Genomic DNA, 22143 nt, shown 5'->3' with positions numbered 1-22143 from the left:
GAACGGAAGGAAGGCGTTGCGGCGGCCGCTGGATCAGAGCTTGAAGGTGTCCCCAAGGTAGACGCGGCGGACGTCGGCGTTGGCCAGGATCTCGTCCGGCGCGCCCTGTGCCAGCACGCTGCCCTCGTTGAGGATATACGCGCGGTCGCAGATTCCCAAGGTTTCGCGGACATTGTGGTCGGTGATCAGCACCCCGATCCCGCGCTGCTTGAGGTGGGTGACGATGCGCTGGATTTCACCGACCGAGATCGGGTCGACACCGGCGAACGGTTCATCAAGCAGGATCAGGCGCGGTTTGGCGGCCAGCGCGCGGGCGATTTCACAGCGGCGGCGTTCACCACCGGAGAGGCTGGCGCCGAGCTGCTCGGCCACGTGGTTGATCTGCAGTTCGTCCAGCAGGCTGGCCAGTTCCTTCTCGCGGCCGGCCTTGTCCAGGTCCTCGCGCAGCTCCAGCACCAGGCGCAGGTTGTCGGCCACGGTCAGCTTGCGGAACACCGAGGGTTCCTGCGGCAGGTAGCCCACGCCCTGCTTGGCACGGGTGTACATCGGGTCGCTGGTGATGTCCTTGCCGTCCAGCACGATGCTGCCGGCATCGGTCTCGACCAGGCCGACGATCATGTAGAAGCAGGTGGTCTTGCCGGCGCCGTTGGGGCCGAGCAGGCCGACCACTTCACCGGCCTCCAGGGTCAGCCCGAAATCCTTGACGACTTCACGCTGCTTGTAGCGCTTGCGCAGGCCTTTGGCGACGAGCATTACTTCTTGCTCCCGGCGGCGGGCGGGGTGGCCGGCTTGGCTGCGGGCGTGGCTGGCTTGGCCGCCGGGGTGGCCGGTGCGGCGCCCTTGTTCTTGGGCTGGATGACCGTGCGCACGCGGGTGCCGTCGCCACCGCTCTGCATGTTGCCGGTGCGGGTGTTGTACGTCATCTTCTGGCCGCTGTTGGTGCCGCGCGGCGACTCGACCTTGTAGTTGCCGGTGAGGATGATCACTTCGCTGTTGACGTTGTAATCCATGTTGTCGGCCCAGGCATTCATCTTGGAGCCGTCATCCATTTCCTGTTCCAGCGTGGCCTGCTTGCCGGTCAGCACGACGCGTTCGATATCGCCGTTCTTGCGGAACAGATCGGCGTTGGCGGCGTGGATCACCAGGCTGCCCTGGGTGATCACCACGTTGCCGGTGAACGTGCACTTGCCCGCATCGTCGGTCAGGTTGCAGTCGTTGCTGTTGGATTCCAGGTTCATCGGCTGGTTGCGGTCGGACGACTTGGCCAGCGCCACGCCGGGCAGCAGCAGGGCGAGCAGCGCGAGCTTAGCGGGCAGCGTTCGGTTCATAGCGGGTCTTGACCTGTGAAAGGAGTTTGTACTGCCGGGTTTTCATGTCGGCTTCGAAGCCGACACCTGTCTGCGACAGGCCCGGGCGGGTCATGGTGACCCGGGCATCGGTCTTGGCACGGTTCTCTTTCGGGAACACGTCCAGGTGATCGGTGCGGAAGGTGGTGGGCGGCGCGCCGGCAACCTTGGGGCTGTCGCCGCTGACGTTGCCGATCAGCTTGAGCTGGTCGCCCTTGGCGCTGACCCAGCCGCTGTCGCCACGCATTTCCCAGTGGTTGCCGTCCTGGTCGGGCAGCAGGAACACGGGCGTGGTCAGGGTCATCGTTTCATCGCTGCGCGCACGCTCCAGCAACGGGGCGCGCAGGGTGGTGGATTCCTTGCCCTGTTCGTCCAGCGCCACGATCTGGAAATCATGCAGCACGTAATCCTTGGTCGCATCCTCGCCCTCGGCCGCAGGGGCCTTGTCGCGATGGTGCAGGGCCAGCCAGCCGGTCAGCAGTGCGGCGACCAGCAGCAGGCCGCCGATGGCGGTACGTACGTTCATGCGCCGAACCTCGCCAGCACCGCATCCACATGGCCCTGCGCGGCCAGCAGCACGTCGCACAGCTCACGCGCCGCGCCCTTGCCGCCATCGCTGCGGGTCTGCCAGTGCACGCGCTCGGCGATCCACGGGTGGGCATTGGCCGGCGCAACCGCCAGGCCGACCGCGCACAGCGGGCCGAGATCAGGCAGGTCGTCGCCCATGAAGGCCACCTGGTCCAGGCCGATGCCGTGCTGCTCGCACAGCGCCTTGACGCTGGCCAGCTTGTCGCCGACCGCGATCTGGGTATCGATGCCCAGATCCGCGCCACGCTTGAGCGCGGATTGGCTGTTGCGCGCGGTGATCAGCACCGGGTGGATACCGTGGTGTTGCAGCAGTTTCAGGCCGAGTCCGTCCTGCACGTAATACGCCTTGCTCTCGTTGCCGTCCTTGTCGTAGTAGAGCCGACCGTCGGTGAGCGTGCCGTCCACGTCGAAGCAGGCCAGCCGGATACGGCCGGCAGCGGCGTGCAGGTGGGACGGGAAACCGGGCAACGGGGAGTAGGGCATCGTCTGGGGGCAGCTCAGCTGAATGGAGGAAGGCAACTGTGGTTTAAACCACCCGGGCCCGCAACAGGTCATGAATGTTGAGCGCGCCGACCAGGTGGCCTTCGGCATCGACCACCATCAAGCCATTGATCTTGTGGGCTTCCATCAGCTGCGCCGCTTCGGCCGCGAGCTGATCGGCCCCGATGGTGCGCGGGCCACGGGTCATCACATCGGCGATCCGCGCGCTGCGCACGTCCAGGTCGGTATCCAGCGCGCGGCGCAGGTCGCCGTCGGTGAACAGGCCGATCAGGCGGTTGTCGGCATCCACCACCGCGGTCATGCCCAGCCGCTTGCGGCTCATTTCCACCAGGGCCTCGCTGAGGCTGGCGCCAACGTCCACGCGCGGCAGCTCATCGCCGCTGTGCATGACATCGGTGATGTGCAGCAGCAGGCGGCGGCCCAGGCTGCCGGCCGGGTGCGAGCGGGCGAAATCGTCGGCGGTGAAGCCGCGGGCATCGAGCAGGGCCACGGCCAGCGCATCGCCCATCGCCAGCGAGGCGGTGGTGCTGGACGTCGGGGCCAGCGCCAGCGGGCAGGCCTCGGCCGGCACGCTGACATCCAGGTGAACGTCGGCCGCGGTGGCCAGGCTGGACTGCGGGCGGCCGGTCATGGCGATCAGGCGGTTGCCCTGGCGCTTGAGCACCGGCAGCAGCATCAGCAGCTCATCGGACTCGCCCGAATAGGACAGCGCCAACACCACGTCGGCCTCGGTGATCATGCCCAGATCGCCGTGGCCGGCTTCACCGGGGTGCACGTAGAAGGCCGGGGTGCCGGTCGAGGCCAGCGTGGCGGCGATCTTGCGGGCGACATGGCCTGACTTGCCCATGCCGGTGGCGACCACGCGGCCCTTGCTCTGCAGGACCAGCTGGCAGGCCTGGCTGAACGCTTCGCCGAGCCGCTCGGCGACCGCGCCCAGCGCATCGCGCTCGATCTCGAACACGCGGCGGCCGCTGGCGACCAGTGCCGCAGCGTCGGCCGGATGGGGGAGTTGGGGCGAGACAGCCATGCGAGCGCCACGTGGAAGAGTAGAATGAGCGCTCATTTTATTAGGAAAGCCCGTTGGACGCCGAGACCATCCGCAATCTGATCGAAACCGGCCTGCCTGGCGCCCGCGCGGACGTGCAGGGTGACGACGGCGTGCACTTCGAGGCCACCGTGGTCTGCGACGCCTTTGCCGGCAAAATGCCGCTGGCGCGCCACCGCATGGTCTACGCGACCCTGGGCGATCTGATGGGCGGGGCGATCCACGCGCTGGCGCTGAAGACCGTCACCCCGGCCGAAGCGGGTCAGTCAGCCGAATGATGGTTGGCTCTACCTCACCGATTCAATCAGCCGACCAACGGTCGGCTCTACCCCCCATTTCATCAGCCGACCAACGGTCGGCTCTACCTCATTCCAAGTAGATTCCATGGCCAAGATCGTAGTGACCGGCGGCAAGCCGCTGCACGGTGAAGTGAACATTTCCGGCGCCAAGAACGCTGTCCTGCCCATCCTGTGCGCGACCCTGCTGGCCGATGCGCCGGTGGAGATCACCAACGTGCCGCACCTGCACGACGTGGTCACCACCGTGAAGCTGCTCGGTGAGCTGGGCGCCAAGGTCACCATCGACCAGGGCACCCTCTCGCGCGGCAGTGCGATCGTAGTCGACCCGCGCTCGGTCAATCAGCACGTAGCCCCGTACGAGCTGGTCAAGACCATGCGCGCTTCGATCCTGGTGCTCGGCCCGCTGCTGGCCCGCTTCGGTGCGGCCGAAGTGTCGCTGCCGGGCGGCTGCGCGATCGGTTCGCGTCCGGTCGACCAGCACATCAAGGGCCTGCAGGCCCTGGGGGCGGAAATCACCGTCGAGAACGGCTTCATCAAGGCCCAGGCCAAGCGCCTGAAGGGTGCGCATTTCACCTTCGACATGGTCAGCGTCACCGGCACCGAGAACGTGCTGATGGCCGCCGTGCTGGCCGAAGGCACCACCGTGCTGGACAACGCGGCGATGGAACCGGAAGTCACCGATCTGGCGCACTGCCTGATCGCGCTCGGCGCGAAGATCGAAGGCCTGGGCACCGCCCGCCTGGTGATCGAAGGCGTGGAGAAGCTGTCCGGTGGCCGTCATGAAGTGCTGCCCGACCGCATCGAAACCGGCACCTTCCTGGTCGCCGCGGCGATGACCGGCGGCAAGGTCACGGTCAACCGTGCCCGCCCGAACACCATGGACGCGGTGCTGGCCAAGCTGGTCGAAGCCGGTGCGAAGATCGAGACCACCGAAGACAGCATCACCCTGGACATGGAAGGCAAGCGCCCGCGCGCGGTCAACCTGACCACCGCGCCGTACCCGGCCTTCCCGCCCGACATGCAGGCGCAGTTCATGGCGCTCAACTGCGTGGCCGACGGCGTGGGCGTGATCAACGAAACGATCTTCGAAAACCGTTTCATGCACGTCAACGAGCTGCTGCGCCTGGGCGCGGACATCCAGGTGGAAGGTCATACCGCGATCGTGCGCGGTGCCGAGCAGCTCAGCGGCGCGCCGGTGATGGCGACCGATCTGCGCGCGTCGGCCTCGCTGATCCTCGCCGGCCTGATGGCCGAGGGTGACACCACCATCGACCGCATCTACCACCTGGACCGCGGCTACGAGAACATCGAAGAGAAGCTGTCCTCGCTGGGCGCCACCATCCGGCGTATCGCCGCATGATCCTGCGCGGCCGGTTCACCCGCCGCCGCAAGGCGCTGCTGGTGCTGGTACTGATCGTGCTGGCGTGGCTGGGCTACGCCTGGTACGCCGGCATCGCGATCACCCAGGGCATCCAGCAGGAAGACATGGACTGGAATGCGGACGGCACGGTCAGCCGTACCGAAGTGTTCCAGTCGTTCTATGCGGTCGGTGTGGACAAGAGCGTCGACGGCAACCGGCATTGCCGCACCTACTACTGGCGCGACACGCGGCAGCAGATCCGGGTGGACTGCAAGACGGTATTTGGCGAGGCCAAGCCGGAATGAAAAAACGCCCGCGAAAGCGGGCGTTTTTCCTGGTCAGTTCATGCCTTTGATCGTCAGATCCAGCGCATCCTTGCCGCTCTCGCGCTGCAGCAGGCGCGCCGGCACCGGGAACTCCGGCACGATCCAGGCGATCAGCTCCTTGTTGCCGTCCACGCGCGAGACCTTGGTCGCGTCGTAGGACTTGCCCGCCACGGTGATCTTTTCCTTGCCGACCACCTTGTAGGACATCGGCTTGATCCGGCCTTCGTCGACCATGCGGTAGTTCAGCGGCTTGCCGGCGGCCAGATCACGCGCGATCGCCAGGTTGATCAGCAGGGCGTCCATGTCGCCGGCCTTGAGCGCGACCGGACCACGGCGATCCGGCTTGACGTCGCCGGTCCAGGTGGCCTGGTTGCTGCTCCAGTTATAGGTGGCATCCACGTTGCGCTTTTTGACCAGCAGCACCGAGCGGTCATTGCTGCTCAGCGGGCGCAGGCGGCCGTTGGCCTCCTCGAAGACGGTGTTCTGGCTGAGATCGGCCAGCTGGTTCTTGACGTTGAGGCTGTAGCGCCACTTGTTGGCGCCTTCACTGGTGAGGGTCATGGTGCCATTGGCCTGCATGCCCATGTAGCTGGCCTGGTAGTCAGCCTTGAACGGCTGCAGCGCCATGGCGGGCAGGCTCACGACAGCCAGGGCGCCAGCGGCGAGCCAGGTCAGCGGACGGTTCAGTGTGGTCATGCTCAGACTCCTTGGTATTCGATCAGGCGCAGATCAATCCGATCTTCGCCATCTTCGCGTTGCAGGATACGCACCGGCGTGGGGACACCGTTGGCGATCCAGAGGATGGTTTCGTCATTGCCGCCGTTGGTGCGATACACCCGCAGCGCGTTGTAGGACAGATCGCCAACCGGCACGTTCTCGGTGTCCGACGCGGCCTGGTAGTCGTGCTGGCGAACGCGGCCCACGTCCACATAGCGGTAGTGCATCTGCCCGCCGGGACGCGCATCGCGCATGATCGCCAGGTTGAGCAGCAGTGCGCTCTGGTCGCCGGCCTGCAGCGGGATCGGCTGGCGGCGCTCCTTCTTCAGATCGCCCAGCCACTGCGCGGTACCGGCCTGCCAGTCGTAGGTGCCGGTGACCTTCTTGCCCAGGAACAGGCCCTTGCGGACCGTGCTCTGGCTCAACGGCACATAGGTCCCGTTGCGGTTCTCGAACACCGTGCTCTGCTCCAGGTTCAAGCCGAGCACGCTGGCAAACCCGCTGCGGCCGACCACCTGCATGTCCACGCGCCACTGGTCACCGCCGGTGTGGGTGACACGCATGGTGGCGTCGCCGGCCTGCTTGCCCTTGTACAGGGCCTGGTAGGTGGCGGTGAACGGCTGCAGCGGCGGCGCTTCCCAGCTCATGGCAGGCAGCGCGGGCAGCGGTGGCGTGGCCGTCTCCTGCGCGTGGGCAAGGGCGGCGGTGCACAGCAGGGATGCCATCAGCAGCACGGGCTTGAACAAAGGCGTTCTCATGCGGGCCGGTCGGGGGAGGAGGGGAAAGAATGCCAGCGCCGGGATCAGCGGCGTGTGTGCGCGGCGCTTATCGGTTCAGCTGTCCGGCGCAATCTAGGCGCAGCGGGCTAAACAGGGGGTGACCATCAAGCTGGAGCTGACCTGCCCGTTCAGTTACGCGACCACTGACCAGCAGCGCCAGGCTGGCGATCAGCAGCGGATGCTCCACGGCCAGCACCCGCTGGGCCAGCGCCTCGGCGGTGTCGCCCGTCTGGACCGGCACGCGGGCCTGGGCGAGCACCGTGCCGGCATCCAGTTCGGGCACCACGAAGTGCACGCTGGCGCCGTGCTCGGCGTCACCGGCCTCCAGTGCGCGCGCATGGGTGTGCAGGCCCTTGTAGAGCGGCAGCAGCGAGGGATGGATGTTGACCAGGCGGCCATCGAACCGGGCCACGAAGGCCGGGCCGAGGATGCGCATGTAACCGGCGCAGACGATCCAGTCCGGCGCGAAGGCGTCCAGCGCATCGGCCATCGCCGCATCGAAGGCGGCGCGGTCGGCGAAGTCCTTGGGTGAATGTGCCCAGCGTTGATCCGGGCTCACCTTGAGCAGGGCCGAGGCTTCGGGCTTGTCCGAGAGCACGGCCACGACCTGCGCATCCAGCCGCTGCGCGGCGATGGCATCGAGGATGGCCTGCAGATTACTGCCCCGGCCGGAGGCGAGTACGGCGATACGGCTGCTCATGCGGTTTCGAAGGCTGCCTTGACCGCGGGGCGCGACAGCACCACCAGGGTGAACACGCCCAGCGCGGTACCGAACGGCATGAAGATGCAGGCGATGCCGGCCACCACCATGCACAGCAGGTAACGCCGGCGCTGCGCCAGGCAGCGCCCGGCATAGGCCATGTAACCGGCCAGCACCAGCCCGGCAGCGCAGCCCAGCCCGCCGATCAGCACGAACACCCAGCCGAGCAGGCGCGGATCGAACGGGGGCGGCGCCTCACCGGGCGCCAGCGGCGGCGGCGCGGCGAAGATCACCGCCACCCCCATCAACAGGTAGATCAACGGGAACAGCGAGAACAGCGCGGTCAGGCCGGCCACCACATAGTGGAAGACCGACAGCAACTGCAGCTGCGAGGTATCCACCGCCGCGGCCGATACGACCGGCGCCGCTGCGGTGGGCAGCGACGGCGGTCGAGCAGGGAACTCCGGGCCGGGCTCCGTCACCTGGCTTAACCGATCTTGACGCGTTCGGCGCCGTCGGCGCGGGTCACTTCACCGATCGTCCAGTGTTCCAGGCCCTGTGCAGCCACCGCGGCACCGACCGAGGCGGCTTCGCTGGCGGCCACGATCAGCACGAAGCCGATGCCGCAGTTGAAGGTGCGCCACATCTCGCTGTCGGCCACGGCGCCTTCCTTCTGCAGCCACTGGAACACCGGCGGCAGGGTCCAGGCGTCGGCCTTGATGTCCAGGCCCAGGCCGTCGGGCACCACGCGGATGATGTTCTCGGTCAGGCCGCCACCGGTGATGTGGGCCATGCCGTGGATCGCCGCGCCGTGGGTCTTGAGCAGCGCCAGGATCGGCTTGACGTACAGGCGGGTCGGCGCCATCAGCGCATCGACCAGCTTGACCCCGCCGTCCAGCTCCAGATCGGCCGGCTGACCGGCGCGGTCGTAGATGCGGCGCACCAGCGAGTAGCCGTTGGAATGCGGGCCGGAGGAGGCGATGCCGATCAGCACGTCGCCGGCGGCCACGCTGGCGCCGTCCTTCATTTCGCTCTTCTCGACGCCGGCGACGGTGAAGCCGGCCAGGTCGTATTCGCCCGGGGCATACATGTCGGGCATTTCAGCGGTTTCACCGCCGATCAGCGCGCAACCGGCCTCGGTGCAGCCGTTGGCGATGCCGCCCACGACCGCCGCGGCGGTGTCGATGTCCAGCTTGCCGGTGGCGAAATAATCCAGGAAGAACAGTGGCTCGGCACCCTGGACCAGCACGTCGTTCACGCACATGGCGACCAGATCGATGCCGATCGTGTCGTGGCGGCCCAGCTGTTGTGCGAGCTTCAGTTTGGTGCCCACGCCGTCCGTACCCGAAACCAGGACCGGCTCGCGGTACTTGTTGGAGAGGTCGAACAGGGCGCCGAAGCCACCCAGCCCGCCCATGACTTCCGGGCGGAAACTGCGCTTCACCAGCGGCTTGATGCGCTCGACCAGCTCATTGCCCGCGTCGATATCGACACCGGCGTCGCGGTAGGTCAGGGGAGAGGGGTTGGACGGGGAATTGGTCACGGGCGTCGGCGCTGCGCTGGGGTGAAAGCGCGATTTTAACAGGCCACGTTGGCGCGCAGGCCCTATTCGGGCAACAATTCCCCCCGGATACGCTCAATGGAAGTCCTGATGCGCCGCAGCCTCTTTTTCATGATGTTCCTCGCGTTGTGCCTGCCGGTGGCCTCGATGGCCCAGAGCGGCCTGCGCACCGAAGGCGATGTGGCCAGTGCCAGTAGCGCTTACGAGGCCGAGGTCCCGGTCAACAGCCAGGCCGATTCGGACCGCAACGGTGCCCTGTCCCGGGCGCTGGGCAATGTGCTGGCCAAACTCTCGGGCGACCGCAGCGTGATGAGCCGCCCCGGCGTGATGCAGGCCCTGCGCAATGCCAAGGATTACGTGGCCAGCTATGACTACCGCCAGGACCAGAGCACCTCGGCCGGTGGCGCGCCGAGCTACCGCACCATCCTGGTGGCGCGCTTCCGCGAGGATGACGTCGATGGGCTGATTTCGGCCCTGGGCCTGCCGCTGTGGCCGCAGCCCCGCCCGAAGCCGGTGATCTGGCTGGCCATCGATGATGGCTCCGGCCCGCGCCTGGTGACCGTCCAGCAGGCCAATGCGGCCCGCCCGCTGCTCAACCGCGCCATCGAGCGCGGCTACAAGCTGGGCCTGCCTTCGGGCAGCGCCGCCGAGCAGGCACTGGTTGGCGCGATCTGGCGCCAGGACACGGCCGCCGTGGCGCGTGCCTCCGCGCGCTATGCCCCGCCGATGCAGCTGATCGGCAAGCTCTACCGCGATGGCAGCGGCTGGGTGGCGGACTGGGTCTTCGTTGATGGCGGCAAAGAACTGAACAAGTGGACCACCAAGGACAGCGACGCCCGCCGCGCGATGGCCAGCGGTGCCGACGGCGCCGCGGATGCACTGGTGCGCCGGTACGCCAAGGCCGGGGCCGCCACCGGCGCCGCCGGGACCTACACGATCGTGGTGCTGGGCCTGAACAGTGCCGAAGATTACATGCGCCTGGCCGCCGGCCTGCGCGAGACTGCCGTGGTCCGCAACGTCACCCCGGTGCGCGCCTCGGGCGATCGCCTGGAGCTGTCGCTGGAACTGACCACCGGCCTGGCCGGCCTGAACCGCATGCTCGGCGACAACGGCGTGATCGCGCCGACCGCGCCGCTGGCACTGCCGGTGCCGATCGATGAAACCACCCCCTCGGCCCCGCCGCCGCCCGCCAGCAACGAGTACCGCCTGCGATGATCCTCACCCCCGAAGCGGAAATCGCGCAGTTCCTCAGGCGGTTGAAATACGTCCTGGTGGCGCTCGCCGCCGGCTGGGTGATCTGGCTGCTCGGCCCGATCCTGACCCCGTTCGTGCTGGCCCTGGCGTTGGCGTGGCTGGGTGACCCACTGGTCGACCGGATCGAGGCTACCGGCCGCTCGCGCAACACCGGCGTGGTGCTGGTATTCGTGGCGATGATCCTGGTGATCACCGCCGCGCTGCTGATCCTGGTGCCGATGATCGAGCGCCAGGTCGCTACCCTGGTGGCGGCGATCCCGCAGGCACAGCAGTGGCTGATGGAAAAAGGCATCCCGTGGTTCGAGCAGAAAACCGGGCTGGAGATCATGCAGTGGATGGACCCGGACCGCTTGATCGAATGGGTACGCAGCCATTGGCAGCAGGCCGGCGGCTTCGCCAAGACCTTCTTCGGCTACGTGCAGCGCTCGGGGTTCACGATGGTGACCTGGGTGGTCAACATCCTGCTGTTGCCGATCCTGGCGTTCTACTTCCTGCGCGACTGGGACAAGCTGGTCGAGCGCGTGGCCTCGATGATTCCGCGCAACCATGTCGGCACCATCACCAAGCTGGCGCGTGAGTCGGACGAAGTGCTCGGTGCGTTCATCCGCGGCCAGTTCCTGGTGATGATCGCGCTGGGCGTGGTGTACGCCGCCGGCCTGTCGCTGGTTGGCCTGAAGCTGGGCCTGTTGATCGGCCTGGTGGCTGGCCTGATCAGCTTCATTCCCTACCTCGGCGCGACCACCGGCATCGTCATGGCGGTCGCGGCGGCGCTGGTGCAGGCACAGGGCTTCGATCTGAAGCTGCTGATCCTGGTCGGCGTCGTGTTCACCGTGGGCCAGCTGCTGGAAAGCTACGTGCTGACCCCGCGCATCGTTGGCGACAAGATCGGCCTGCACCCGGTGGCGGTGATCTTCGCGGTGATGGCCGGTGGCCAGCTGTTCGGCTTCCTCGGCATGCTGCTGGCGCTGCCGGTGGCGGCGGTCAGCAACGTGCTGCTGCGTTATGCGCATCAGCGTTATCGCCAGAGCGATCTGTACGCCGGTGAGAAGTCGGCGATCGTGCTGGACGCGTATGTGGACAAGACCGAGATCGTGATCGTCGGCACCCCGAAGGGGCCGGACGCGCAGTGAGTGTCGTTCCGCAGTTGCCGCTTGCCCTGCGCTACCCGCAGGACGAGCGGTTGGAGACCTTCATCGGTGCGCCGGATGGCGCGCTGGCGCAGCTGCGCGCCATTGCCGTGGGCGCCGCGCAGGACTGGGTGTACCTGGAAGGCGCGCCGGGCACCGGCAAGACCCATCAGGCGCTGGCGATGTGCTCGCTGGCCGAACAGGCCGGCCGTCAGCCGACCTACCTGCCGCTGAAGGCGGTGGTGGGGCGTACGCGCGCTGCGCTGGAATCGCTGGAAGGCCGCGACCTGGTCGCGCTGGATGGGCTGGATGCCGTGGCCGGGCAGCGCGAAGACGAAGTGGCGCTGTTCGATTTCCACAACCGTGCGCGCGCGGCGGGAATCACCCTGCTGTACACCGCGCAGCACGCGCCGGATCAGCTTGGGCTGGTGTTGCCTGACCTGCGCTCACGCCTGCAGCAGTGCGTGCGCGTGGTGCTGCAGCCGCTGGATGATGAAGGCCGCGCGGCGGTACTGCGCGAGCGGGCGGCACGCCGTGGGCTGGCGATCGATGAAGCGGCGATCGAATGGTTGCTGACCCGTACCGGTCGCGAGCTGGGCAGCCTAGTCAGTCTGTTGGATTGGCTGGATCGCGAATCACTGGCGGCACAGCGCCGCATCACCGTGCCGTTCCTGCGCCAGGTGTTGGAAGACGGCCCGCACCTGTTGTAAGCGGGTGCACAGGTCTTGAAACGCAGGCCATGCATCCGGAAACGGACTGTAGATCCAGGCCATGCGTGGATGCATCGGGTGCCGGCTCATCGTTGCCTCAGCCACGCATGGCGTGGCGCTACCTCGGCGGCGTCAGGCGTTCAGTTCCGCATCCAGCTGCGCCAGCCGTTCCGGTGTGCCCACATCGGTCCATCTACCCGCATGATGCTGGCCGGTCACGCGGCCCTGCGCCATCGCATGCCGCAGCAGCGGGGTGAGGCCGAACTGTGGCGGTGTCTCGCTGGCACCGGCGGTTTCGCCGATCACCGCGCGCCAATCGTTGATGATCGCCGGGCGGTACACACCCACACCGGCATAGGTGAACCGCGCGCTGTCGCCGTCATCGCTGACCCGGCCATCGGCGTGCAGGATGAAATCGCCGCGCGGGTGCTGCGCAGGGTTGTCGACCATCACCAGATGCGCATCGCCAGCGGGTGTGCGCGGCAGCGTGGCGAGATCGAGATCCGTCCACACATCGCCGTTGATCACCAGGAACGGTGCATCGCCAAGGATCGGCAGCGCGTTGAGAATGCCGCCGCCGGTTTCCAGCGGCACCGCGCCTTCGTCGACGAAGTGCAGGCGCAGCCCCCAGCGCGCACCGTCGCCGAGCGCAGGCGCGAACTGATCCCCGAGCCAGGCGGTGTTGATCACCACCTCATCGATGCCGGCCGCGGCCAGACGTTCCAGATGCCACACGATCAGCGGTTTGCCCCCGGCCACCAGCAGTGGCTTGGGCGTGTGCAGGGTCAGCGGGCGCATGCGCTCGCCTTTGCCGGCCGAGAAAATCATCGCCTTCATGGGCGGGCCAGGACCGGTTCGGCGATGCGGGCCAAGGCCGGCTTGATGCGCAGCTCGAACAGATCGTGCAGTGGGGCCAGCGCGGGATGGCGCGGCAGCACTTCATCCAGATAGCGGATGAAACGCGGCGCATCCTCGAAGTAGTGCCCCTTGCCGTCGCGGTCGCGCAGGCGCACGAACAGGCCGAGGATCTTGAGGTGGCGCTGCACGCCCATCCAGTCCGCGTCGCGCAGGAACTGCGGCCACGGCCGCACCGGCAGACCGGCGGCCAGGGCGAGCGCGTGATAGCGCGCCAACCACGCGTCCACGCGCTCGATCGGCCAACTCAGGAACGCATCCTTGAACAGGCTGACCGGGTCGTAGGCGATCGGCCCACGCACCAGGTCCTGGAAATCCAGCACCGCCGGCCCACCCTCGATGGGCATCAGGTTGCGCGGCATGAAATCGCGGTGGGTCAGCACCTGCGGCTGCTGCAGTGCGTTGTCCATCAGCAGGCGGTGCATGCGCTGCAGGTTCTCGATCTCCCCACAGTCCAGTTCCAGGCCGAGGTGACGTTGCAGGAACCATTCGTCGAACAGCCCGGCATCGCGCTGCAGCAGCGCTTCGCCGAAACTGCCCATGCCCTCGGGCACCGGGATCGACTGCAGCCGGATCAGCTGCGCGAACGCCGCGTCGAACCAGGCGTCAGCATTGTCGTTGTCGATATGACGGGCCAAGGTCGGGCCGCCCAGGTCTTCCAGCAGCAGGAAGCCCTTGTCTTCATCGCGCGCCAGCACCTGCGGCACGCGTACGCCATGGGGCTCGAGCAGGTCGTGCATGCGCAGCCACGGCCGCACATCCTCCAGCCCGGGCGGGGAATCCATCACGATGTGGCTGCCGCGCGCGCTGGTGGCGCGCCAGTAGCTGCGGAAACCGGCATCGACCGAGGCACGGTCGAGCGCGGTGGCCGGGTCGCCGAGGGCGGCGCAGGTCCACTGCCGGCGATGTTCGGCGCGCAGCGGATCGGAAGCAGGATCGTTCATGGACGGGTACGTCGAAGCGGCGCCGGACGGCGCGCGGGAAATAAAAGCAGGGGGATGCTCAGCGCTTGCTGCTGAACAGCCGGAGCACGGCCAGGACTGCGACCGCACCGAGGATCGCGCCGATGAACCCGGCGGGCTCGCCGCGGGCATACCAGCCCATGTACTGGCCGAACCAGCCGGCCAGCAGGGCACCGACGATGCCGAGCACGATGGTCAGCAGACAGCCCATGCGGTTGTTGCCGGGCATGAAGAAGCGCCCGAGCAGACCGACGACGAAGCCGACCAGGATGATGTAGAGCCAGCTGGTGCTGCCAAACAGTCCGTTCATGCCAGAGACGTCAGTAGAAGGTGGACGCAGCCTAGCAAGGCCAGGCTGCGTCCGCCAACGTCAGCAGCAGCCGTGACCGCCGTGACGGGTGCCGCTGTCGGCGGCGACCGGCGAGCCGCTGGTCTCGCCGCGCAGGCTGGCGGCGTAGTGCTCGCTGATCACCTTGGACACGCAGGAGGTCACGCGCTTGCCCATCGGGATGTGCAGGAACTCGTTCGGGCCGTGTGCATTGGAGTGGGGGCCGAGCACGCCGGTGATCATGAACTGCGCGCCCGGGAACTTCTCGCCCAGCATGCCCATGAACGGGATCGAGCCGCCTTCGCCCATGTACATCGCCGGCTTGCCGAAGAAGGTCTGGCTGGCGTCGTCGATCGCCTGGGTCAGCCACGGCGCCATCGCCGGGGCATTCCAGCCGCTGGAGGCCTTCTCCAGGTCCAGCTTCACTTCCGCACCGTTCGGCGGATCGCGCAGCAGGGCTTCTTTGAGCAGCTCGCCGCAGGCTTTGCCGTCAGCGGTCGGGGGCAGGCGCAGCGACAGCTTCACCGCGGTATGCGGGCGCAGCACGTTGCCGGCCGAGGCCAGCGGCGGCAGGCCGTCCACACCGGTGACCGACAGCGCCGGGCGCCAGGTGCGGTTGAGCACCAGTTCGGCCAGATCGTCGTTCATCGGGCGCAGGCCGTCGACCATCGGGAATTTCTCGAAGATCGCGGTGTCCACCACTTCAGCAGCACGCTTGGCCTGCTCCTGGCGCTCGGCCGGGATCTCGACATTCATGCCGTCGATCAGGATGCGGCCGGTGTTCTCGTCCTCGATGCGCGAGATCAGCTGGCGCAGCAGGCGGAAGCTGGACGGGATCACGCCGGAGGCGTCGCCGGAGTGCACGCCTTCGTTGAGCACCTTGACCGAGAAGTTGCCGCCGGTCAGGCCGCGCAGCGAGGTGGTGCACCACAGCTGGTCGTAGTTGGCGCAGCCCGAATCCAGGCACACCACCAGCGACGGCTTGCCGATGCGGTCGGCCAGGTGGTCGACATAGGCGGGCAGGTCGTAGCTGCCGGATTCTTCGCAGGCTTCGATCAGGATCACGCAGCGCGCGTGCGGCAGGCCCTGTTCCTGCAACGCCAGCACGGCGGCCAGCGAACCGAACATCGCATAGCCGTCATCGGCGCCGCCGCGGCCGTACAGCTTGTCGCCGCGCAGCACCGGAATCCACGGGCCCAGGTCGTCGTCCCAACCGGTCATTTCCGGCTGCTTGTCCAGGTGGCCGTAGAGCAGGATGGTGTCGTCGCCGGTCTCGGCGCCGGAGGCCGGAATTTCCAGCAGCAGCAGCGGGGTGCGGCCTTCCAGCCGCACGACCTCGACGGTCAGGCCGGGCAGGTTCTGCGCCTTGGCCCAGGTTTCCATCAGGGTGACGGCCTGTTCCATGTAGCCGTTGGCGACCCAATCGGCGTCGAACATCGGCGATTTGTTGGGGATACGGATGTAATCGACCAATTGCGGGACGATTTCGTTGTCCCACTTTTCACTGACGAATTGGCCGAGCTTGGCGCTGTCCATCTGAACTCCGGAGTGCTTTTGACAAGTGCCGCCATTCTACGCCTGCACTGGGGTAGGTATTTCCCTACACCACGTCGGGTGTTAGGCCTGCTGTGTGAAGGTGCCGTGGACGATAGGCTGTGTGTATGTGGCGAGGGACGCTGGAACCTTCGACAGGATTGCCGGCAGGGGCCGGTTCCGAGCCACAAGGAGTTACACAGTGGGACCTTGGTTTTCGTGCAGGGCGCTGGTGCTGGGACTGCTGTTGAGCGGAATGGCCTTCGCGGCCGATCGGATCAACATCAATACGGCGGACGCGTCGACGCTGCAGCAGGGATTGGCGAACGTGGGGCCCGTGAAGGCCGAAGCGATCGTCGCGTACCGGCGACAACACGGACCCTTCGAACACGTCGAGGATCTGGCGCGGGTGAAGGGGATAGGGACAGCTACCGTCGAACGGAATCGACAACGGATGACGACCGGGGCCAGGAAGGCGCCGGCCGAGGCACCGCCCAGGAGGGCAGCGCCGGCCTCCGTACCAAGGCGCTGAACAACAGGACAGGTCGGGACAGGCAGGACGCCGGTCACTGGTCGCCACGGCAGGATGCCGCGGCGGCACCGACAGCTGCAGGAAGCAGCACGCACGGAAGCGGCGCGGAAGGATTGGCGCGGACCCACCAGGACGGTGGCATCCAGACCCCGGGAAGGGCTGAGATGGCGGAAGCATATACGGCCGAGTGCAGGATGCATGGCCGGCACCCAGACTGGGCAGGATGCACAGGGGGAAGGCGGGATGCCGACAAGGATGTATCGATTGCCCGGTCTGCACAGGATGTGTGGCCGGGCAATTATTTTTTGAGGCGCACGAAAACCGGCAGCAGGGCTGCGCGTGTTTTTCGCGAACGCATGCAGGCACTTCGTGTAGCGTGGCGGCATCTCTTCGAATGGATGCACGACATGGCAGTACGCAGCACGCTGTTGAGTCTGGCCCTCGGGACGCTGCTGGCGACCGGGATGCTTCCCGCCACGGCCGCCAACAGTGCGCCGACGGCCAACAAGACGACCGACGCCCCGCGTGGCCCGACCGATCTCAAGCCCGGTGAATTCCTCTGGCATCCGGAAATCTCCCCGGCCGGCCCGATCGTGCTGGTGGTCAGCCTCGATGAGCAGCGCGCCTACGTGTACCGCAACGGCATCGCGATCGGCATGAGCACGATCAGCTCGGGCAAGACCGGGCATGAAACCCCGACGGGTGTGTTCACGATCCTGCAGAAGGACAAGGACCACAAATCCAACCTCTACAACAGCGCGCCGATGCCCTACATGCAGCGCCTGACCTGGGACGGCATCGCGCTGCACGGCGGCAGCCTGCCCGGGCATCCGGCCTCGCACGGCTGCGTGCGGTTGCCACAGGCGTTCGCGCAGAAGCTGTTTGGCGAAACCCACCGTGGCGATACCGTGGTGGTGGCCGACGCCAAGAGCGCGCCGATGACGCTGGCCTATCCGGCCGTGCTGGCGCCGGTCAGCAGCACCGGCACGCCGCTGGTGGAGAGCACCGACGCGCCCGCGCACTATTGGAATGATGCGGCTGCACCGGCCGGCCAGGTCGGCATCCTGGTCAGCCTGCATGATCAACGCCTGTATGTGCTGCGCGATGGCGTGCTGATCGGCGAGTCGCGGTTGGAGGCCAAGGCCTTGCCGGCGTTCGAGGGCACCACGTTGTTCGTGATGGGCCAAGGCTACCAGGACAACCCCAGCCCGCTGGACCCGCACCGCCCGCTGCACCGCTGGACCGCCTACCCGCTGCTGGGCCAGACCGCCGCCAATGCCACCCCGGACCTGCTTGCCACGCCGAGCCTGCCGATGGCCCTGCCGCCGGAATTCGCCGAACAGCTGTACGGCGTGCTGGTGCCCGGCACCACGCTGCTGGTGACCAGCCTGCCCGCGGTTCGCCCGGTGGCCGATGAACAGAACCTGCAGCCCGTCTTGGAATCCGACGCCGGCGGGTCCACGTTGTAAGGGATGCCCCCGGTTGGTGTGCTGCCCATGCCCGTTGTGAAATTGCTGCCCGCCGCGTTCTGCGGCCTGATCGCATCCGCCACCGCGGGCGCGGCCAGCCCTGCGCCGGCCCCGGAGGCGAGTCCTGTGCAGATGGCCGAGATGCTCTCCAAGGCCGCGCCGGCCGCGGACAAACACGTATTGCAGCTGGCGGCCCGCGCGATGCGCTGTGCGTTGCGCCGGCCGGAGCTCGGCGTCGCCCCGGGCAAGTTGAGCGTGATCGATTACTCGCGGCCGTCGACCGAACCGCGCATGTGGATTTTCGATCTGACCCGCCAGCGGCTGCTGTTCGAAGAGTGGGTCGCGCATGGGCGCAACAGCGGCGACAACCGCACCCAGCATTTCTCCAACAAGGACGGCAGCTTCATGTCCAGCCTGGGCGCGTTCACCGCCAAGGAAACCTACATGGGTGGCAACGGCTATTCGCTGCGCCTGGAAGGGCTGGAGCCGGGCTTCAACGACCATGCCCGCGACCGCGCCATCGTCATCCACGGCGCGCCCTACGTGAATCCCGCGATCGCGCGCCTGCAGGGGCGCCTGGGCCGCAGCCTGGGGTGCCCCGCCGTGCGGCTGTCCGTGGCGCGGCCACTGATCGACAGTCTGCGCGGCGGCACCATGGTGTTTGCGTACTACCCCGACAAGGACTGGCTGGCGCGTTCGCGCCTGCTGGAACCCGATTGCGGCGGCGTGTCCTGAGGCAGCTCTGCTGCGTCGGCTCAGGCACACTAGCGCCATGTCGACCGATACCGTCCTGAGCGCGGCCAGCCGCGTCATTGCCTCCTTCGAATATCGCCGCGAACGCTGGCGCAACGGTCTGGGCTGGACCCGCGAGATCCTGCGCCTGCCCGACAACGACGACTGGCAGGTGCGCCTGTCGATCGCCGAGATCGAGCAGGACGCCGCGTTCTCGGCCTTTCCCGGCATCGACCGCGAACTGGTGCTGCTGCGTGGCGAAGGCCTGCGGTTGCGTTTCGCCGATGGCGCGCTGCATACGCTGATGCCGCCGCATGACCGCCTGCGGTTTGCGGGCGAGGCGCAGGTGACCGGCGAGTTGATCGACGGGGTGACCCACGATTTCAATCTGATGTGGCGGCGCGATGCCGTGCAGGCCGAGCTGCTGCACCGGCCGCTGGTCGGCAGCATGTTCTTCTTCACCGAACCCGAGGCGGCGTGGGCGATTCATCTGCTTGCCGGCCAGGCCGAGTTTGAAGGCGAGCCGTCGCTGGCGCCGCTGGCCGCCGGTGATACCGCCTGGTTGGCCGCGGGTGAGCGCCGTCGGTTTGCGTTGCACGGCGGTGGCGAGTTGCTGGCGATCCGTGTCACTGCCGGTGGCTGCAACGCCTGAGGGCCTGCAGGCAACCCTCAGTACACGTCGCGTCGGTATCGACCGGCCACGATCAAGGCTTCTTTGCCGTCGCGGCCAAGTGCCTGCTCGATCACCGCATCCACCGCCGGCGCCATGCCCTGCAGGCTGCCGCAGACCAGGATCGTGGCACCGTCGTGCACCCACTGCTGCAGCGTGTGGATCTGAGCCTGCAGCCGGTCCTGCACGTAATGGTGTTCGCCACCGTCGCGACTGAACACCGTATCCAGACGCGCGATCCAGCCGTCGCGCTGCCAGGCGCGCAGGTCGTCGCCGAAGAAGAAATCGTGCGCGGCCGTACGCTCGCCGAACAGCAGCCAGTTGCGGCGCGCGCCGGCGCTGATGCGCTCGCGCAGGTGCGCGCGCAGGCCGGCGATGCCGGTGCCGTTGCCGATCAGGATCAGCGGCGTTGCCGCAGGCACACCGTGGAAGTTCGGGTTGCTGCGGAAGCGCAGATCGATGCGGCCCTCGAGCGCGGCGTGATCGCAGAGCCAACCACTGCCCAGCCCCGGGGTGCCATCAGGACGCAGCTGCCGGCGCAGCAGCAACTGCACCTGGCCTTCGGCAGGCAAGCTGGCGATGGAGTACTCGCGGTGCGGCAGCGGACGCAACGCGGCGACCAGTGCGTCTGCGTCGGCAAACGTCGGGAGTTCCCCGTCACTGGGCAGATGCGCTCGCGCCAGATGCGCACGCAGTGGCTGTCCATCGATGTCCGCATCGCCCTCCCAGGGCGTATCGCGCAGCCAGGCCTCGACCTCGGCCGGCGAATGCTGCGGCCCGATCTCGACTACGTCGCCGGCCTGCCACGCCGGCAGCACGCCGCCGGAAGGCACCAGCGTGATGCGGTACGTCGGTGCGCCCGGGCTGCCCGGGTTTTCCAGATGCCGCGCCTGCAGTTGCCACGGCAGATACTCGGCCGGGGCCCAGTCCGGCAGTTCGGTCGCTTCACCGCCGAGCTGGCCGAGCAGTTGCTGCCAGTGGCGCAGTGCGCCGGGATCGGCATTGTCCACTTCGACGGTATCGAACAGCGGGTGCGCACCGTGCTGGCGCAGCCACGCATCCAGCTGGTGGCCAAACGCGCAGAAATGCCCGTAGCTGCGATCCCCCAGCGCCAGCACGCCGTACTGCAGCTGTGGCAATGCGAGCGCCTGTGGCATCACCTTGCGCAGGAAGGGCAGGGCATGATCCGGTGCATCGCCTTCGCCGGTGGTGCTGACCACGAACAGCACCTGCCCGCTGCGCTGCAGAAGCTCGGCCGTTACCGCATGCAGCGCGCGGAGGCGGACCGGCAGGCCGGCAGCGCGCAACGCCTGCGCACTGCGTTCGCACAGCTGCTGCGCGAAGCCGGTCTGGCTCGCCCACACCAGCAGGATCGGTGCGGGTCCGTTGTCGGCCACGTGGTCTTCGCGCGCGCGCCCGCGCCACCCGATCAGCGCGCACAGCGCGGCATAGCCCAGCAGGCTGCCGGCGGCCCAGCGCCACTGCGAGGCCAGGGGTGGGCTTTGCCACCACGCGTCACCCAGATGCAGGCGCAGCAGCGCCCAGGCGATGACCGCCAGCAACAGCATGACCGCCAGGTTGCCCAGCCATGCACGGGAAGGACGCAGACTCATGCCGCGCCCACGCGGTCGTCGGCGAGCAGGTGCTCGAATGCGGGACTCATGTGTTCCTCGATACCGTGCGCACCCCGGCTGACAACGCGGGCGGCCAGTGCATGGCTGCGCGCAAATGCCATGCCCTCGTCGGGGCCCATCACCGTCAACGCAGTGGCCCAGGCATCGGCCTGCATGGCACTGTCGGCGACCACGGTGACCGCGGCCGCAGCGCGCGTGACCGGTGCACCGGTGCGCGGATCCAGCGTGTGGCTGAACTGCTCGCCGCTCTGTTCGAAGTGATGCCAGCGATCACCGGAGGTGGCCACCGCCCGATCTCTCAGCGCGAGCACGCGCGGCGGATGCTCTGCCTGTGCATCGTCTTCCGGCGCGGATTCCACCAGCACGCGCCACGGCTGGCCATCGGGCTTGAGGCCAAAGCCGTGCAGCTCGCCGCCGACCTCCACCAGCGCGGCGTGCACCCCGTTCCCGCGCAGCCACGTGCTGACCTGATCGACCCCAAATCCCTTGGCAATCGCCGACAGATCCAGCGCCAGCCCACCGGGTTGCAGCAAGCGACCGGGCTGCCACTGCAGCCGTTCCCAGCCACACCGCGCACCGGTGGCGGCGAGGGCGGCCGCATCGGGAATGCGCCGGGCCTGCGCCTGTGCGCCAAATCCCCACAAGGCCACCAACGGGCCGATGGTCGGATCGAAGGCGCCGCCGCTGCGCTGTGCGATGGCCAGCGCGCACTGCATCACGGTGTCGAACAACGGCGGTAGCGCCTGCCATTCACCCGCGGGCGCACGGTTGAAGCGCGCGATATCGCTGTCGGCTTCCCACGTGCTCATCTGCGCCACGATGGCGTCCAGCTGCGCCTGGATGCCGGCGTGCAGCGGGTGCAGGTCGCGGCTGCGCGCCACGGCCAGCTTTACCTGCCAGGTGGTGCCCATGGTGTGGCCGCCGAGGCTGGCGATGTCGAGATCCGGGTTGTTCATGGGGATGGGCACGTCGGGACCAGGAAGCCCGATGGCCGGACTGCGTCGGGTGAAAAGCCCCCGTCGTGGTGACGGGGGCGGGGTGAGGTGGACGGGGGG

General features: G+C 67.6%; 26 protein-coding genes. 10 read left to right on the top strand and 16 right to left on the bottom strand.

Annotated features, from left to right (window positions below):
• Positions 1-33: 33 nt before the first annotated feature.
• The 5 genes from lptB to ACE026_RS03065 are packed head-to-tail and all read right to left on the bottom strand — an operon-like array spanning position 34 to position 3462.
• The gene (lptB, locus tag ACE026_RS03085) at positions 34-753 is read right to left on the bottom strand and encodes an LPS export ABC transporter ATP-binding protein (protein WP_486037763.1); all 720 of its coding nucleotides are present in this window, start codon (positions 751-753) and stop codon (positions 34-36) included.
• The gene (gene lptA, locus ACE026_RS03080) at positions 753-1328 is read right to left on the bottom strand and encodes a lipopolysaccharide transport periplasmic protein LptA (protein WP_313212888.1); all 576 of its coding nucleotides are present in this window, start codon (positions 1326-1328) and stop codon (positions 753-755) included. The genes lptB and lptA overlap by 1 nt, the downstream gene beginning before the upstream one ends.
• A complete protein-coding gene (gene lptC, locus ACE026_RS03075; RefSeq protein ID WP_121043149.1) occupies positions 1306-1872 on the bottom strand; it encodes an LPS export ABC transporter periplasmic protein LptC in 567 nt (188 codons plus the stop codon). The genes lptA and lptC overlap by 23 nt, the downstream gene beginning before the upstream one ends.
• Positions 1869-2417, bottom strand: coding sequence for a KdsC family phosphatase (locus ACE026_RS03070; RefSeq protein WP_123728563.1), 549 nt, complete (start codon positions 2415-2417; stop codon positions 1869-1871). The genes lptC and ACE026_RS03070 overlap by 4 nt, the downstream gene beginning before the upstream one ends.
• 43 nt (positions 2418-2460) lie before the next feature.
• Positions 2461-3462: a KpsF/GutQ family sugar-phosphate isomerase gene (locus ACE026_RS03065; RefSeq protein WP_486037760.1), complete on the bottom strand. Its 1002-nt coding sequence runs from the start codon at positions 3460-3462 to the stop codon at positions 2461-2463.
• Positions 3463-3515: 53 nt separating this feature from the next.
• On the opposite strand from ACE026_RS03065, the gene ACE026_RS03060 reads away from it, so the two are divergent.
• From ACE026_RS03060 to ACE026_RS03050, 3 genes are all read left to right on the top strand, one after another.
• Positions 3516-3758 carry a BolA family protein gene (locus ACE026_RS03060; RefSeq protein ID WP_486037758.1) on the top strand — a complete coding sequence of 81 codons (243 nt, stop codon included), beginning with the start codon at positions 3516-3518 and terminating at the stop codon, positions 3756-3758.
• Positions 3759-3864: 106 nt separating this feature from the next.
• Positions 3865-5139 carry a UDP-N-acetylglucosamine 1-carboxyvinyltransferase gene (murA, locus tag ACE026_RS03055; RefSeq protein WP_486037757.1) on the top strand — a complete coding sequence of 425 codons (1275 nt, stop codon included), beginning with the start codon at positions 3865-3867 and terminating at the stop codon, positions 5137-5139.
• Positions 5136-5444 carry an EF-hand domain-containing protein gene (locus ACE026_RS03050; protein ID WP_486037755.1) on the top strand — a complete coding sequence of 103 codons (309 nt, stop codon included), beginning with the start codon at positions 5136-5138 and terminating at the stop codon, positions 5442-5444. The genes murA and ACE026_RS03050 overlap by 4 nt, the downstream gene beginning before the upstream one ends.
• Before the next feature lie 33 nt (positions 5445-5477).
• On the opposite strand, the gene ACE026_RS03045 is transcribed toward ACE026_RS03050, so the two are convergent.
• The 5 genes from ACE026_RS03045 to purM form a co-directional block, all read right to left on the bottom strand.
• On the bottom strand, positions 5478-6161 hold the full coding sequence (locus tag ACE026_RS03045) for a DUF3108 domain-containing protein (protein WP_486037753.1): 684 nt from the start codon (positions 6159-6161) through the stop codon (positions 5478-5480).
• Between the two features lie 2 nt (positions 6162-6163).
• On the bottom strand, positions 6164-6940 hold the full coding sequence (locus tag ACE026_RS03040; RefSeq protein WP_486037751.1) for a DUF3108 domain-containing protein: 777 nt from the start codon (positions 6938-6940) through the stop codon (positions 6164-6166).
• 67 nt (positions 6941-7007) lie between these two features.
• Positions 7008-7661, bottom strand: a complete 654-nt coding sequence (purN, locus tag ACE026_RS03035; protein ID WP_486037750.1) for a phosphoribosylglycinamide formyltransferase — start codon at positions 7659-7661, stop codon at positions 7008-7010.
• On the bottom strand, positions 7658-8143 hold the full coding sequence (locus tag ACE026_RS03030; protein ID WP_486037748.1) for a hypothetical protein: 486 nt from the start codon (positions 8141-8143) through the stop codon (positions 7658-7660). Before ACE026_RS03030 ends, purN begins: the two co-directional genes overlap by 4 nt.
• 5 nt (positions 8144-8148) lie before the next feature.
• Positions 8149-9174, bottom strand: coding sequence for a phosphoribosylformylglycinamidine cyclo-ligase (purM, locus tag ACE026_RS03025; protein ID WP_486037778.1), 1026 nt, complete (start codon positions 9172-9174; stop codon positions 8149-8151).
• Between the two features lie 138 nt (positions 9175-9312).
• Between purM and ACE026_RS03020 the strand changes: the two genes are divergently transcribed.
• Genes ACE026_RS03020 through hda form a run of 3 tightly spaced genes read left to right on the top strand, consistent with a single transcriptional unit; the run spans position 9313 to position 12313 of the window.
• Positions 9313-10437, top strand: a complete 1125-nt coding sequence (locus tag ACE026_RS03020; RefSeq protein ID WP_486037747.1) for a DUF2066 domain-containing protein — start codon at positions 9313-9315, stop codon at positions 10435-10437.
• A complete protein-coding gene (locus ACE026_RS03015) occupies positions 10434-11606 on the top strand; it encodes an AI-2E family transporter (RefSeq protein WP_486037746.1) in 1173 nt (390 codons plus the stop codon). Before ACE026_RS03020 ends, ACE026_RS03015 begins: the two co-directional genes overlap by 4 nt.
• Complete coding sequence (gene hda / locus ACE026_RS03010; RefSeq protein ID WP_486037745.1) at positions 11603-12313, top strand: DnaA regulatory inactivator Hda; 711 nt, start codon at positions 11603-11605, stop codon at positions 12311-12313. Before ACE026_RS03015 ends, hda begins: the two co-directional genes overlap by 4 nt.
• 132 nt (positions 12314-12445) lie before the next feature.
• Here the strand turns inward: hda and murU are convergent, their stop codons facing one another.
• From murU to ACE026_RS02990, 4 genes are read right to left on the bottom strand one after another with little or no spacing between them, the layout of a single operon-like run.
• The gene (gene murU, locus ACE026_RS03005) at positions 12446-13150 is read right to left on the bottom strand and encodes an N-acetylmuramate alpha-1-phosphate uridylyltransferase MurU (protein ID WP_486037744.1); all 705 of its coding nucleotides are present in this window, start codon (positions 13148-13150) and stop codon (positions 12446-12448) included.
• Entirely contained in the window at positions 13147-14172 is a 1026-nt protein-coding gene (locus tag ACE026_RS03000) for an aminoglycoside phosphotransferase family protein (RefSeq protein ID WP_486037742.1), read from the bottom strand. Before ACE026_RS03000 ends, murU begins: the two co-directional genes overlap by 4 nt.
• 58 nt (positions 14173-14230) lie before the next feature.
• Entirely contained in the window at positions 14231-14500 is a 270-nt protein-coding gene (locus tag ACE026_RS02995) for a GlsB/YeaQ/YmgE family stress response membrane protein (protein WP_019185648.1), read from the bottom strand.
• Between the two features lie 60 nt (positions 14501-14560).
• Positions 14561-16054 carry a M20 family metallopeptidase gene (locus tag ACE026_RS02990; RefSeq protein WP_486037740.1) on the bottom strand — a complete coding sequence of 498 codons (1494 nt, stop codon included), beginning with the start codon at positions 16052-16054 and terminating at the stop codon, positions 14561-14563.
• 253 nt (positions 16055-16307) lie between these two features.
• Between ACE026_RS02990 and ACE026_RS02985 the strand changes: the two genes are divergently transcribed.
• The 4 genes from ACE026_RS02985 to ACE026_RS02970 all read left to right on the top strand — a co-directional run bounded on the left by ACE026_RS02985 (position 16308) and on the right by ACE026_RS02970 (position 19436).
• Complete coding sequence (locus ACE026_RS02985; RefSeq protein ID WP_486037777.1) at positions 16308-16583, top strand: ComEA family DNA-binding protein; 276 nt, start codon at positions 16308-16310, stop codon at positions 16581-16583.
• A 407-nt stretch (positions 16584-16990) separates the two neighbouring features.
• Entirely contained in the window at positions 16991-18052 is a 1062-nt protein-coding gene (locus tag ACE026_RS02980; protein ID WP_486037738.1) for a L,D-transpeptidase, read from the top strand.
• Positions 18053-18079: 27 nt separating this feature from the next.
• Positions 18080-18787 carry a murein L,D-transpeptidase catalytic domain family protein gene (locus tag ACE026_RS02975; RefSeq protein ID WP_486037736.1) on the top strand — a complete coding sequence of 236 codons (708 nt, stop codon included), beginning with the start codon at positions 18080-18082 and terminating at the stop codon, positions 18785-18787.
• A gap of 37 nt (positions 18788-18824) precedes the next feature.
• Entirely contained in the window at positions 18825-19436 is a 612-nt protein-coding gene (locus ACE026_RS02970; protein ID WP_486037734.1) for a HutD/Ves family protein, read from the top strand.
• A 17-nt stretch (positions 19437-19453) separates the two neighbouring features.
• Here the strand turns inward: ACE026_RS02970 and ACE026_RS02965 are convergent, their stop codons facing one another.
• Both ACE026_RS02965 and ACE026_RS02960 read right to left on the bottom strand, forming a co-directional pair.
• Positions 19454-21067 (bottom strand): sulfite reductase subunit alpha, encoded by a 1614-nt coding sequence (locus ACE026_RS02965; RefSeq protein WP_486037732.1) that lies wholly within the window; start codon positions 21065-21067, stop codon positions 19454-19456.
• The gene (locus tag ACE026_RS02960; RefSeq protein ID WP_486037730.1) at positions 21064-22044 is read right to left on the bottom strand and encodes an FAD:protein FMN transferase; all 981 of its coding nucleotides are present in this window, start codon (positions 22042-22044) and stop codon (positions 21064-21066) included. The genes ACE026_RS02965 and ACE026_RS02960 overlap by 4 nt, the downstream gene beginning before the upstream one ends.
• Between the last annotated feature and the right edge of the window lie 99 nt (positions 22045-22143).

It is taken from the genome of Stenotrophomonas sp. AGC87 (genome assembly GCF_057333975.1).
Note: the sequence above shows the minus strand (reverse complement) of the source record. Positions and strands in the feature narration are given on the sequence as shown.